Origin of the sequence: Undibacterium hunanense (assembly GCF_014284335.1) — a bacterium.
GTDB classification, from domain to species: Bacteria; Pseudomonadota; Gammaproteobacteria; order Burkholderiales; family Burkholderiaceae_D; genus Undibacterium; species Undibacterium hunanense.
This window is the reverse complement of record NZ_JACOGF010000008.1, coordinates 80169-93766: the sequence shown is the minus strand read 5'-3', so window position 1 is coordinate 93766 and position 13598 is coordinate 80169. Positions and strand designations below refer to the sequence as shown.

Here is a 13598-nt window from a genome sequence, read left to right as displayed (position 1 = left end):
ATGAGGCAGCCAAGGACTTTTTTCGCAAACAGGTGCATCACATTGCTTTCAAGGAATGTTGACAGAAATCCTATTCTAAATGAAATGCTTATAGAAGCGAAGTGGCGCGATAAATCTCCTGAACTGAGGTGCCGGGGTGTCGAGGTGCAGGATGAAGAAGAGGCTGAAACAGGGCTCGTTCGCAAACGCTGGTTTTTATACTGATTGCGGAACAGATAGAGATTTTCTGCTGTTGCAGAAAAGTCCGGAAACCTGGTTTGTTGCCAGATTTCCGGAAAAGCTTGTTTGATCACTTGATCGTTTAGTCGTGATCGTTTAGTCGTGAGAAGGGGGAGTTCTAGTGTGTATTGAAGGCAGTTACATAACCTTCGAAATTCCTCACGTACAGGACACCATTTTTTGACATGCTCAGGTAGCCACTTCTTGCATAAGTCCAGACCGTTTTGTGTGTGCCCAGATCAATGGCATAGACACTGGAATTGGAAGTGGCGAGTAAAACGTTATTGGTCAAAATCAGGTTGAGTGGCATGGTATCTCTGGTGCTGAACACGAAGTTTTCCAGTGAGGGCAGAGCCCATGTCCACTGCAAGGCACCGCTTTCCAGGGAACGTGCTTCTATGGTTTTGCCATTGATGATATAAAAAGTGGTGCCCGTACAGACTGGATTGCTGTTGAATTCACCTCTTAGTCCCCATTTTATTTTTGATGATGACATATCAAAATTGGTGAGATACGAACCCAGGCGTGTCATCAGCAGGTTTTTATTACTGCAGATGGCCGGAGCAGATCGCAGGGAATCATTGCTGTTTTTGTCGTCCGGGTTTGCCACTCTACTGGCGATTTGTCCATTTTTTCTATCAAACGCAACCATCACCGAACTGTTGTCGGCGGAACTGTTTTTTGAATAGACATAGGTAAAATCCGTATCCATTGCTGCTGTCCAGCGATCCGAGTTGGGAGAATAATCAGATACTCTGCTGCCGAGCCAGTTGGTACTCAAGGTCGTGGGATTGAAACTCGCCACGCCATTACTAAAGCTAACAGGAACAATTACGCTTTGCTCATCCGCTACTGGTGCCAGGTAGGTGGTGTATGTTCCTGAATAGCTGTTTACCTTTGCCAATTGCTTTCCACTTGCCTGATCCAGCACGGAGAAATACTGGCGTCCGTTTTCATCACCGACAAAGTAGACCTTGCCATTTTCTGCTGCAGGCGAATTCAAACGGTAGTTGGATGTCGGGAAAGTCCATTTCACGCTTCCGGTAGCTTCATCGAGGGCCGTGATTGCACTTGTATAAATATAGTTACCGTTTGTAGCAGCGTAGCCGTCGCTTTCTACAAAACTGGTTATTCCACCTTGTGTAACGATGTCAGATTCCGCTGTTTTGATATTGGACTTCGCCAGGAAGCGGAGCGAGAAACTGTTGACGTCGAGGTTAACCGGAACATATCCGGTATGCGCCTTGTTACCCTGGAACGTGGTCCAGTCCTGCGCACCTGGTAAGGCTGAAAGTGTCTTCAGGTTAGGAGCTCTTACCTCTATGGAATATGGTAATTTCCAGGGGGATCCCTCATGCGGCTGTGCACAAATCACAGCAAAGTCCTTGCATAGCCGCACTTCAATGACGCCGCTATAGGTACCAACAGCAAGTTTGGGTGAAGTCGTCAACATGGCACGATAAGTGGTCGCATCCAGTCCGTAGATAGTGGGGTTGGTGTTTAATACACCGGCAGTATCGACGATTCCTATATTCACAAAACTAGGAAAATTTTTATTTGCGTGCGCTATTACTGGTACCGACAGGCTATCACCCTGAAGTACGACAGCCGTTAAAACCGATGGATCAAGTGTCAGGCCTGGATCATTGGAGACTGCAGGAACGTTGACATTTCCTGTTGACGTTGAAGAGGTTTGACCTGCGCTGGAACCACCGCCACCACCACCACAGGCGGTGACAGTGAGAGTCAGCGCGACCAGGGAAAGAGCACGTCGAAATTTTTTCATCGGTATAAGATAGACAATAGTGAGGTCAGGGATTATAAGTTTGCAGGCGCCATTTAACAATGAATTATTAGCGGGCCCTGGTTAGCTGGCCAGGGTAAATCGGCCTTGCCTGGGCAAACTTTTATTAATACCCCACCGTCTGCTTTGATTCATGCTTTAGTGGACTGTCACAGCTGAAAACAGAGTGCCTTCCGCTTGCGCGACGACCATGGCTGCGTTGCAAATGCTCGCGATAGTTCACTATCGCTCCGCTTTGCGTCTTGCCCTGATCGCCGGGCAAACGTCTTTCACTTCTGTTTCAACTGTGACAGTCCACTAGTGGTTCAAACATGTCATGCCGCATGATAGAGATGCTGCTGTCTTTGACTGTGGCCAAAATCGCGCAGCCGGGGGCAGCATGCCTTTGTTGAGGTGGTGCAGGCCAATTTGGTGAAAGCAGGGTGAGTCCATCGGCTCATCCATGTGGTGCAGGCGGGAGAAGGTGGTGGTGGGCTTGCCTGTGTCGAGCATGACCGGTTTCAAACGTGAGCCCTTACAGTTAAGGCATACCACCATAATTATTCATTATTGCCTCGATGCTTCCGTCTGCGATGGATGCATCAATTGCAGCATTGAGATGCCCTAACACATCACTCGCGTCTGGACGTGATTTGGAAATTCCAAAATAATTTTTATCTATCGCTAAAGGTGTTTTCTGTACAGTTAAGTCATTGAAGTCTATTCCCGCCATTTTTGCATTAAACGTCACGGCTGCAACACCACCTGGAATAATTGCAGCATCAATTCGACCTAATACAAGCTTACGCAAACGGGAAACGCCACTATTATCTTCATCCAGATTTACCATTGGAAGTTCTTCAATATACTTTGTACCGTATTTTGACCCTCGGTTTACACCAATGGTCATACCTTTCAAATCGGCCAAACTCGCTGCGACTAAGTTTCTTTTCTTTAAGGTGACGATTACCACACGATCGACAAGGACGGCATTCGAGTAATTAAAAAGCATTTCACGCTCAGGTGTCTTGGATAAACTACAAATAACACCTTCGCCTCGCTCCGCCATTTGCACTGCCCGTGCCCAGGGAACCGCAACGATCACAACCTTGTAGCCTGCGCGTCTGCCAATTAACTGTGCAAGTTCGGTGAAATAACCAACAGGCTTCTCAGCATCATTCAAAAACATCTTGGGTGCATTACTTGTGCCGACGAGCATGGTCAACGTAGGCTCTGCAGCTGACGTCGTTGCACTCAATGCCACAGAAAGGAAAATGAATAAAAAACGTCGTTTTAAAGAATCCATTTTTCTCTCTTGTTGTTAGAACTCATCCCTATTGATGAAATGAGTTTTAGCTTCGTTGGAGTGAACTTTTGACGCGCTTCAAAGCAAGTATAACCTTTACCGAAATAGATGGTCAAACCAAGTGGAATACTCACAATGCCCTGGCTGTAGCCAGCATAGATCAAATTTTGGTATTTGTTTGCATCAATGGTATTTCGTTCTACTCAAGAAGCAAGTTGCTTGTTGTTGCTTGTTAATACCCCACCGTCTGCTTCGATTCATGCACCAGTTGTTCAAACATGTCATGCCGCATGGTGGAGATGCTGCCGTCTTTGACTGCAGCCAGAATGGCGCAGCCGGGTTCGGTGTGGTGGTGGCAGTTGTAGAACTTGCATTGGCCCAGATGAGGTAAAAATTCAGGGAAGGCGCGTTCCAGCATGCCTTCGCTAAGATGATGCAGGCCAAATTCCTGGAAGCCGGGTGAATCGATCACGTAGGAATTCTCATCCATGTGATACAAGCGGGTGAAGGTGGTGGTGTGCTTGCCGGTATCGAGTGCGGCAGAGATTTCGCGGGTGGCGATTTCTGCATCGGGTATCAGCAAATTAATCAGTGATGACTTGCCCATGCCAGACTGGCCGATGAGAATGGTGCTTTGTCCCTGCATCAGCTTTTGCATCAGCAGGCGCGTGCCTTCGGGGTCGGTTTTTACGGATACTTCATGCACGGGGTAACCCAGGCCCGCATACAGGCCAACACGTTCACGTGCCTTGGGCAGGGATGTGGTGACGTCAACCTTGTTCAGAATCAGATGCGGTTTGATACCGGCTGATTCTGCCGCTACCAGCGCGCGCGATACCAGGTCATCGGTAAAGCTGGGTTCGGTAGCCACCACGATCAGCAACTGCGTCAGGTTGGCGGCCAGCATCTTGGATTTGTACTGATCAGATCTGTACAGCAAGGTCTTGCGCTCGGTGATGGCTTCGATCACACCCTGGTTTTTGGATGTCAGCGCATATTCAACGATGTCACCCACAGAGACATCACTTTTTTTACCACGGGTGACGCAATGCAGTTTGTGTTGCTGACCATCGATTTCGGCCTGTACCAGATAGTGGCGGCCATGCGCGGCTATGACCAGGGCTTGTGCACGTGCCATCAGGAAAAGCTTTGCTCAAAAATAGTGTTGATCTTGGCTGCGCAGATAAAATCATTTTCTGAAATACCGCCTTTGCCATCATTTACCGTATGCGTATCAAACCTGAGGACGCAGCGGTTATAGGTGACGACCATTTCCGGATGATGGTCTTCAGCGTGGATGACATAGGCAATCGCATTGATGAAGGACAGGGTTTCGTAATAATTCTTGAACTGAAAGGTCTTGACGATACGTGGCCCATCCTGGGTCCAGCCAGGGGTGGCGGCAAAATAGTTGGGCAGGCTGGCTGCGTCCAGCCCGGTTTCGGTATGCTGGGATTTTTTCGCCAGCAAGTCTGAGGTCTTGATCATGGTGTCTCCGTTATTGGGCAGCCAGCAGGTGCTTGATGCGCACCGAGGCAGAAGGATGTGAGTCATAAAACGCCGAATGCAAGGGATCGGGCGTCAGTGTCGATGAATTGTCGTCATACATTTTGACCAGGGCCGTGACCAGGTCGCTGGCATTGGTGTGTTGGGCGGCAAAGGCATCGGCTTCGAATTCGTGCTTGCGTGAGGTAATGGAACTCAGCGGTGAAAATACAAAGGTAAATACCGGCAGACTGAGCATGAACAGTATCAGTGCCATCGCATCATTGCGGGCCAGCAGCATGGGGTCTACACCCAGGCCGGTGTAAAACCAGACCTGGTCTTTCAAAAAGCCCAGTATCGCCAGAAACACCAGCGACAGCCCGAATGTAACGACCATGCGCTTGACGATGTGCTTGAGCTTGAAATGGCCCAGCTCATGTGCCAGCACGGCTTCAATTTCATTCGGGGCCAGACGTTCCAGCAGGGTATCGTAAAACACGATGCGCTTGGCACCGCCAAAGCCGGAAAAATAGGCATTGCCGTGGCCTGAGCGCTTGGAACCATCCATGACGAAGATGCCTTTGAGTGAAAAACTGACGCGCTTGCTCAGATCTTCAATACGTGCACGTACCTCTTCATTGTCCAGTGGCCAGAATTTATTGAACAATGGTGCAATCACAAATGGAAAAATTAATAGAAGCAATAACTGGAAAGCGATAAAAGTGCCCCAGGCATATAACCACCACAGGCTGCCAGCTTTTTCCATCAGGCTTAAAATAGTCCATACCAAGGGGAGACCAAAGACAACACTGATACCTGTCCACTTGGCCATGTCAATAAAAAACAGACTACGTGACATTTTATTGAAACCAAAGCGCTCTTCCAGCACAAACTGCGAGTAATAACTGAATGGAAATTCTATGATGCCGCTGATGAGGGCAAACGCAACCAGCAGGCTGATCTGGTACAGCATGCCTGGGCCTGCCAGTTTAACCAGGGTCACCGACAGCCATTGCAGCCCGCCAAACAGGGTAAAACCGATCAGCACCGATGCATTCACTATCTGCATCACGATGCCCATCTTGGTCTTGGCAATGGTGTAGTCGGCGGCTTTCTGATGCGATGCCAGACTGATCTTTTCAGCGAACTGGGCAGGCACGGCGGCACGGTTGCGCAGGATGTGGCGGATATGGCGGGAAGCCAGCCAGAACTGAAAAACCAGCGTCAATAGCAGGAAGGAAACGAATAAAACCGAAAAAACGACTGAAATCATGGGAAAATGTGACATTCGATAAGTAATAGCTAAGGAAGAATTATGTCACAAGCGACCGACATTCAAACAAACACGACCATTCCGGCCCGCCCTAACGAGTTAAACCTGATCTGGCTGGACATGGAAATGACCGGCCTCGACCCGGATACCGATCGTATCATCGAGGTGGCGATAGTGGTAACTGATTCGCAATTGAATGTATTGGCCGAAGGCCCGGTATTTGCCATCCACCAGTCCGATGAAACCCTGGACAAGATGGACAACTGGAACAAGGGCACCCATGGCCGTTCGGGCCTGATTGAGCGCGTCAAAGCCTCTACCGTCACCGAAGCCGATGCAGAAGTCGCCCTGATCGCCTTCCTGAAAGCCTTTGTACCCGCAGGCAAGTCACCCATGTGCGGCAATACCATCTGCCAGGATCGTCGCTTCATGGCACGCGGCATGCCCAAGCTGGAAGCCTTCTTCCATTACCGCAATCTGGATGTATCGACCCTGAAAGAACTGTGCCGCCGCTGGAAACCAGAACTGGCATCCGGCTTCAAAAAACACCAGAAGCATACCGCCCTGGCCGATATCCTGGAATCGATTGAAGAGCTGAAATACTACCGCGAGCATTTCATTAAAGAATAAGCTGTATTCATCAAACTTGTTGCAAAAAAGCCAGGCATGCCCTGGCTTTTGCTTGTTTGACGCTTATTTAGTACTTATTTTGCAATGAAAACCTGATCAATACAGCATCAAACCCGTAACCTCAGTCCCGGGTTTGCCAATATCGTTCATGCTGCCAAGGTTGGGGATGCCAGTGGATTAAACGCCCAGCAATTCAACTTCAAATATCAGGGTTGCATTGCCAGGGATAACGCCACCAGCACCGCGTGGGCCGTAACCCAGGCTGGAAGGGATAGTCAGCAGACGGGTACCGCCCACTTTCATGCCTTGTACGCCTTCATCCCAGCCCTTGATCACATGGCCAGCGCCCAATGGGAAAGAAAACGGCTGACCGCGGTCTTTGCTGGAATCAAATTTTTTGCCTGCGCTGCCGTCAGGATTTTGCAACCAGCCTGTGTAATGAACATCGACATGTTGACCGGCTTGCGCTTCTGCGCCTTCGCCGATGACTTTATCTTCATATTGCAGACCGCTGACTGTTGTGATTGTGCTCATGGTTTTTCCTTGGTAATGCGATAATGCGAAGTAATAGGGCGCATTAATACGCCCGCCATTGTTGGTTTTTTCAGGTGCAGGCTGACTTGGGGTTTTTCTGCTACCCTGTTTCTCTGGTCTGGGATGGGCTGGCGGGCATGTTACTCTGTACTGACGCACCAGGCGAAAACCATTGCTGCACGTTGAAACTGCATGCAAATCGTCTGGTGGCGAAGTGTGAGCTACAGGCCCGGCAATTCCCTCATCAAAAAAGCTGGCGCAATTGTAGAGCAAAAGTTTCCGGCATGGTGGATGGCGATACAATTGTTGAGAGCTGTCACAATTGCTTACTACTGCTTGCACTGTTACTTGCCAGTTTTTGACCTGTTTTGCTTTTCGGCAAGTATGATGCAGCTTGATTTTACGCAAAATTAGCGAAAAATCTGAAAAACAATGAAAGGAAAGCCCTTTCCTTATTGTCATGCGCTGTAAAATGCCTGTTCAATTTAATTTTTTGCGGTAACTTTCATGCGTAGTCGTTTTTTGTTGTCGTCTTTGGCGTTTTCTTTGCTTTCCAGTGTTGCAGCATCCTCTGTCCAGGCCAATGTCGTCGTGGTATTGAATTCACGTGACGCGACCGTGAGCTTGCTTGACCAGACAAGCTATAAAGAAATCAGCACGTTTCCTGTAGGCAAGGAACCGCATCACCTGATGGCTACACCGGACAATAAGTCCCTGATCGTGGCCAATGCAGTCGGTAATGAACTGGTGTTTCTCGACCCGAAAACCGGGCAGATACAACGCCGCATGAAGGACATTGCCGACCCTTACCAGATCGGCTTTTCACCTGACCAGAAATGGTTTGTATCGAATTCTTTGCGTCTTGATCGCGTCGATTTTTATAAATACGATGGCCAGGACATGAAACTGGTGCAGCGCGTGCCCCTGGGCAAGTTGCCCAGCCATATGGCATTTGATGCCGCCAGTACCACGGTCTTCATTACCCAGCAGGGCAGTGACCAGGTATCTGCCATTGATCTGGCAACCCAGAAAATCAAGTGGACTATACCTGTAGGCAAGTTGCCGGCAGGTATATCCATGACGCCAGACGACAAATACCTGCTGGTCGGTATCATGGGCAGTAATTATGTCGAAGTGATCGATTGGCGCACGCAAAAAACGGTCAAGAAAATCAAGGCAGGCGAAGGCACGCACAATTTCCGCGCCCTGGGTGACAAGCGTCATACCTTTGTTTCTAACCGCACGTCCAACGAAATCAATATCCTTGACCAGCAGACCCTGGAAATGGTCGGCAACATCCAGGTACCTGGCGGGCCGGATTGCATGGAAGTCAGCGATGACGGTAAAACCCTGTGGACGACCCTGCGCTGGATCAAGAAGGTGGCCGTGATTGATATCCCGTCCCGCAAAGTGATCAAGATGATACCGGTAGGGCGTTCCCCACATGGTGTGTATTTTGCCAACCGTGCCGGCAATATGTAAATTGCCGCTGCGCATGAAACTGGCCCTGGTGGCCATGCTGGGCTTGCCCGCAGTGGCCTCGCATGTTGCCGCTGCTGCCGCCGCCGCTGGTACCAATGCCAGCAACTGCAAGGCTACGATCTATCTGACTTTTGATACTGGTAGCCAGTCACAGGCAGAACTGATTGCGACTACCCTGCGCCGGCATCACATCAAGGCCACGTTTTTTCTGGCAAATGAAAAAACCGTGCAGGGCGATTATTCACTCGACATGAGCTGGTCTCCCTACTGGAAAAGCCTGGCTGACGAAGGCCATGCCTTTGGCACCCATACTTTTGACCACGTGTATGTTGCCGGTGATCTGCCCGACGGCCGGATAGCAGTCAAGCCGCAATTTGGTGCCCAGGCCGGGCAGACCCTGCAATGGACAGCACAGGAGTATTGCCAGGAGCTGCGTCGCGTCGATCAGCGTTTCTTTGCCTTGACGGGTAAAAAGCTTGATCCTTACTGGCGTGCGCCGGGTGGCAAGCTGACGCCGGGTTTGCTGAAAGCCGGTCAGGCCTGTGGATATCAGCATGTGGGCTGGGCACCGGCCGGGTTTTCTGGCGATGAACTGCCCAGTGAAAAATTCAGTAACCCCATGCTGCTCAAACGGGTGCTGGACAAGCTCAGGGATGGCGATATTTTTGTCGCCCACATGGGCATCTGGTCACGCAAGCAAGCCTGGGCACCCGAAAACCTGGAACCGCTGATTAGCGGCCTTGAGCAAAAATCCTTTTGTTTTGCTACCCTACGTGAGCATCCTGCTTACCGTAATTTAAATCAACCGAAAAAATAATGATGATTTCTGATCTGTTCACAAATCTGCAAGCCTGGATTTTTGAAACGATAGTGCAGCCCCTGATGTTTTATCTGGGGCTGGGCGAGTTTGTTGAAGATTCTTTCGAAGGCGTCGAATGGTTCATCCTCGGCGTGTTGCAACTGATCATACTGTTTATCGTGCTGCGTCCGCTGGAATCCTGGATACCCGTGCACGAAATCAAGAACCGCTATGCACGCTGGAATGATTTCATCTATACCGCCCTGCATCGGCTGGGGGCGTTTTCCATTCTGGTGTTTTTCGTGCTTGATCCCTTGCTCGACAGTGCGTCTGCGGTGCTGCATCTGCAAGGTGTCAATCCCTTCAATCTGGAAAACATCTGGCCCGATATGCTGCAATATCCGGTCTTGCTGTTCTTTGTCTACCTGTTCGTACTTGATTTCTTTGATTACTGGTATCACCGCGCCGAACATCACTTCAACTGGTCGTGGGCACTGCACAGCCTGCACCATAGCCAGCGTGACATGAATCTGTGGAGCGACAACCGCAACCACCTGCTGGATGATTTTATCCGTGACATCTACATGGGCGTGATTGCCCTGGCTATTGGTGTTGAACCCGGCCAGTACGTGATGCTGGTGATGGCATCGCAGATGCTGCAAAGCCTGCAGCATGCCAATGTGCGTATTCATTTTGGCCGTATCGGTGAATACCTGCTGGTGTCGCCGCGTTACCACCGTACCCACCATGCCATAGGCATAGGCCATGAAACCAATGGCAAGGGTACGCTGGGGGGGCATAATTTTGCTGTCTTGTTCCCGGTCTGGGATCTGCTGTTTGGCACCGCGCTGTTCAGTAAAGAATTTGCCATGACCGGCATCCGTGATCAGTTGCCCGCACCGGATGGTAATAACCGTAACTATGGCGAAGGTTTCTGGTCACAACAGTGGCTGGGTTTAAAACGCATGACAGGCTTTGACAAGGAACAGCAACCATGAACATGGCTTCCATCATGCGTGCCTGGGGCAGGGCAGTAGCAGGGCAATTGCATTACCGCATGCTCTTGCTGACTTTTGTCCCTTTCCTGGCAGCTTTGATGCTATGGGGGGGCGCCATGTGGTGTGGCTTGCAAAGCATGATGGACTTTATCCAGGCCTGGTTTGGTGAGCACAATGGCTTCCAGGCGGCAGGCAGCGTACTCAATATGCTGGGTCTGATCGCCTTTAAAACCATGGTCGTGCCGCTGGTGGCGATGTGGGTCTTGCTGCCACTGATGGTCTTTACTTCATTGGTTTGCATCGCCCTGTTTGCGATGCCTGCCATCAGTCAGCATGTGGGCAAGCGGCATTACCCGACGCTGGAACAAAAAAATGGCGGCAGCCTGCTGGGTAGCCTGGCGCATTCGTTTGCATCATTCGGCATTTTTGCCCTGATCTGGCTGCTGACATTGCCGCTGACCCTGATACCCCCCGTCAGCCTGGTCTTGCAGCCATTTCTGTGGGGATGGCTGACCTATCGCGTCATGGTGTACGATGCCCTGGCCCAGCATGCCGATACCGATGAAAGAGACGCACTGTTGAAGCAGCATCGCCCTTCATTGCTGGCGATAGGCATTGTCGCCGGTCTGTTTGGTGCCGGGCCGGGTTTGCTATGGCTGGGCGGGGTCTTGTCGGTTCTGTTTTTGCCGGTCATCGCGGCTGTGGCGATCTGGGTTTATGTGCTGGTATTTGTCTTTACCGGTTTATGGTTCCAGCATTATTGCCTGGATGCGCTACAGGTGCAGCGACAACAACATGAGAAGTTACAGGAGCAAGTGATCAACTGAGCGTGATTACCCACCAAACCGAAAATGGCGCACAATAGAGGCTTCATGCATAACAGGGGAGTGGATTGTGGCGATAGGTTTGATCATAGTCGGAGATGAAATTTTATCCGGCAAACGCGAAGACAAGCATATGTCCAAGGTCATTGCCCTGCTCAAAGCACGCGGCTTGCAACTGGACTGGGTCGAATACATAGGCGACAACCGCGAGCGCATTACCGCAACCCTGAAACGCAGTTTTGCCAGTGGTGACATCGTATTTTCTACCGGCGGCATCGGTGCCACACCAGATGACCATACGCGCCAGTGCGCGGCGGCTGCGCTGGATTTGCCGATAGTCCTGCAGCCCGAGGCCAAACTCCTGATCCAGGAACGCATCATCGACATCGCCAAAGAAAAAGGCGAAGTGGCCGACCTGAATACCCCTGATAACCTGCACCGGTTGAAGATGGGTGAATTTCCGCAGGGTGCGGACATTATCCCCAATCCTTTCAACAAGATTGCCGGTTTTTCGATACAGAATCATTTCTTTGTACCTGGTTTTCCGGTCATGGCCTGGCCCATGCTGGAATGGGTGCTGGATACCCATTTTTCTCATCTGTTCCACCAGAACGTGCAATTTGAAAAATCCGTACTGGTATATGAAATCGCCGAATCCATACTCACTCCCCTGATGGAAGAGCTGGAAGCCACCTATGCCGGTATCAAGGTCTTCAGCCTGCCCAGTGTCGGCAGTGCAACTGAACGCCGGCATATAGAACTGGGCGTCAAAGGCGGCCAGCAAGACGTGGCTATCGCTTATGACACCATGCTGGAAGGCTTGCAGAAACTAACGACTGACTATATTCCCACCCCACAAAAACATGCAGAAGATTAAATTCACCCTGTTCAATCTGCGTGATCTGCTGGTCGCTTTTGGCCCGGTCACGCTGATGGTGGTGATCGTCTGTGGTGTTGGTTACTGGCTGGTAGACCCGGCGCCATCACGCATCATCGATATGTCTACCGGTCAGGCCAATGGCGCCTATGAGCGTTTCGCCAAACGCTATGCGCAAGAGCTGGCCAAGAACCAGATCGAATTGCGCCAGCAGGCTTCTCTGGGGTCGGAAGAAAATCTGGCACGTATCAGCGACCCCGATTCTGATATTGAAATCGGTTTTGTCCGCAGTGGTTCCACCGATGAAACAAAGGCACAGGAACGTGGCCTGATCTCGCTGGGCAGCCTGTTTTATGAACCGATCTGGGTGTTTTATCGCAGCCCCAAAGAAGTCACCACTATCAGCCAGTTCAAGGGCAAGACTGTGAACGTCGGCCCCGATGGTACCGGCGTTGCCCGTCTGTTTGAGCAGATATTAGATGTCAACGGTATGACCGCAGAAGACGTCAGCATACAAAAACTGGCAGATACGCCAGGCACGGTAGCTTTGTTGGATGGCAAGGTCGATGTGCTGATCTTCAGTTCAGCCAGCGATTCGCCACTGGTGCAAATGCTGTTGCAGACGCCAGGTATACGTCTGTTTGATTTTGTCCAGGCTGAAGCCTATACGCGCCGCTTCCCTTTCCTGTCACACGTGGTGTTGCCACGCGGCATAGTCGATATAGGTCGTGACATTCCAGCCCGCGATTATCATCTGATTGCACCTACCGCCACCCTGGTCGCCCATGAAAGCCTGCATCCCGCAATGATAGGACTGCTGTTACAGGCAGCCAGGCGCATACATAGCGGGGCGGACTGGTTCAGCAAGCAGGGTGAATTTCCATCGGATAAATACACCGAAATCCCGGTCGCAAGAGAGGCCGAAAAATTCTATAAAAACGGCCCGCCGATGCTGCAGCGTTACCTGACATTCTGGGTTGCAAATTTCTTTGAACGCATGTGGGTGGTGCTGGTCGCACTGGGCGCACTGTTCCTGCCTTTGTCCAAAATCATTCCACCGCTGTATGTATGGCGCATACGCTCACGCATCTATCGCTGGTATGGCCAGTTGCGACTGGTCGAGCAATCGATAGAAAACGTGGACCCGGCAGAGTTGCAAGCCGTGGCCGCCAGACAGTTGCGCCACCTCGATGAAATCGAAGAAAAGGTCAACCGCATCACCATACCGCTATCCTATGCTGAAGAACTGTATGGCCTGCGCAGTCACATCAACTTCGTGCGCGCACGGGTAGAGGCGATGATGAAGGCCGGGGCGGTGCAGGCGGCGACTTGATGGAAATTTTTTCTGGAAATCGCAAATAGAAATGCCGTTTGAAATTACGTGCACA

At 50.8% G+C, this 13598-nt stretch carries 13 protein-coding genes; 7 read left to right on the top strand and 6 right to left on the bottom strand.

All coding sequences use genetic code 11. The features are described from left to right. Nucleotides 1-337: 337 nt before the first annotated feature. The 5 genes from H8L32_RS16060 to H8L32_RS16040 all read right to left on the bottom strand — a co-directional run bounded on the left by H8L32_RS16060 (nucleotide 338) and on the right by H8L32_RS16040 (nucleotide 6066). Nucleotides 338-2005, bottom strand: a complete 1668-nt coding sequence (locus H8L32_RS16060) for an outer membrane protein assembly factor BamB family protein (RefSeq protein WP_186948278.1) — start codon at nucleotides 2003-2005, stop codon at nucleotides 338-340. A 538-nt stretch (nucleotides 2006-2543) separates the two neighbouring features. After that, nucleotides 2544-3308, bottom strand: a complete 765-nt coding sequence (locus H8L32_RS16055) for a substrate-binding periplasmic protein (protein WP_186948277.1) — start codon at nucleotides 3306-3308, stop codon at nucleotides 2544-2546. A 232-nt stretch (nucleotides 3309-3540) separates the two neighbouring features. Beyond that, nucleotides 3541-4446 (bottom strand): ribosome small subunit-dependent GTPase A, encoded by a 906-nt coding sequence (rsgA, locus tag H8L32_RS16050; RefSeq protein ID WP_186948276.1) that lies wholly within the window; start codon nucleotides 4444-4446, stop codon nucleotides 3541-3543. Further along, nucleotides 4446-4796: a 4a-hydroxytetrahydrobiopterin dehydratase gene (locus H8L32_RS16045; RefSeq protein ID WP_186948275.1), complete on the bottom strand. Its 351-nt coding sequence runs from the start codon at nucleotides 4794-4796 to the stop codon at nucleotides 4446-4448. Before H8L32_RS16045 ends, rsgA begins: the two co-directional genes overlap by 1 nt. Nucleotides 4797-4806: 10 nt before the next feature. After that, nucleotides 4807-6066, bottom strand: a complete 1260-nt coding sequence (locus H8L32_RS16040; RefSeq protein ID WP_186948274.1) for a M48 family metallopeptidase — start codon at nucleotides 6064-6066, stop codon at nucleotides 4807-4809. A 42-nt stretch (nucleotides 6067-6108) separates the two neighbouring features. Here H8L32_RS16040 and orn point away from each other — a divergent pair, with 42 nt between their 5' ends. Then, nucleotides 6109-6696, top strand: a complete 588-nt coding sequence (gene orn, locus H8L32_RS16035; protein WP_186948273.1) for an oligoribonuclease — start codon at nucleotides 6109-6111, stop codon at nucleotides 6694-6696. A gap of 177 nt (nucleotides 6697-6873) precedes the next feature. Here the strand turns inward: orn and H8L32_RS16030 are convergent, their stop codons facing one another. Then, nucleotides 6874-7230: an FKBP-type peptidyl-prolyl cis-trans isomerase gene (locus H8L32_RS16030; protein WP_186948272.1), complete on the bottom strand. Its 357-nt coding sequence runs from the start codon at nucleotides 7228-7230 to the stop codon at nucleotides 6874-6876. 507 nt (nucleotides 7231-7737) lie between these two features. Between H8L32_RS16030 and H8L32_RS16025 the strand changes: the two genes are divergently transcribed. From H8L32_RS16025 to H8L32_RS16000, 6 genes are all read left to right on the top strand, one after another. Beyond that, a complete protein-coding gene (locus tag H8L32_RS16025) occupies nucleotides 7738-8712 on the top strand; it encodes a YVTN family beta-propeller repeat protein (RefSeq protein ID WP_186948271.1) in 975 nt (324 codons plus the stop codon). A 13-nt stretch (nucleotides 8713-8725) separates the two neighbouring features. Further along, nucleotides 8726-9529 (top strand): polysaccharide deacetylase family protein, encoded by an 804-nt coding sequence (locus tag H8L32_RS16020; protein ID WP_186948270.1) that lies wholly within the window; start codon nucleotides 8726-8728, stop codon nucleotides 9527-9529. A 2-nt stretch (nucleotides 9530-9531) separates the two neighbouring features. Further along, the gene (locus tag H8L32_RS16015) at nucleotides 9532-10509 is read left to right on the top strand and encodes a sterol desaturase family protein (RefSeq protein WP_230412262.1); all 978 of its coding nucleotides are present in this window, start codon (nucleotides 9532-9534) and stop codon (nucleotides 10507-10509) included. Beyond that, entirely contained in the window at nucleotides 10506-11336 is an 831-nt protein-coding gene (locus H8L32_RS16010) for an EI24 domain-containing protein (RefSeq protein WP_230412261.1), read from the top strand. The genes H8L32_RS16015 and H8L32_RS16010 overlap by 4 nt, the downstream gene beginning before the upstream one ends. A 67-nt stretch (nucleotides 11337-11403) precedes the next feature. Beyond that, the gene (locus H8L32_RS16005) at nucleotides 11404-12210 is read left to right on the top strand and encodes a competence/damage-inducible protein A (RefSeq protein ID WP_186948268.1); all 807 of its coding nucleotides are present in this window, start codon (nucleotides 11404-11406) and stop codon (nucleotides 12208-12210) included. Further along, nucleotides 12197-13543 carry a TAXI family TRAP transporter solute-binding subunit gene (locus tag H8L32_RS16000; RefSeq protein ID WP_186948267.1) on the top strand — a complete coding sequence of 449 codons (1347 nt, stop codon included), beginning with the start codon at nucleotides 12197-12199 and terminating at the stop codon, nucleotides 13541-13543. The genes H8L32_RS16005 and H8L32_RS16000 overlap by 14 nt, the downstream gene beginning before the upstream one ends. Nucleotides 13544-13598 lie beyond the last annotated feature (55 nt).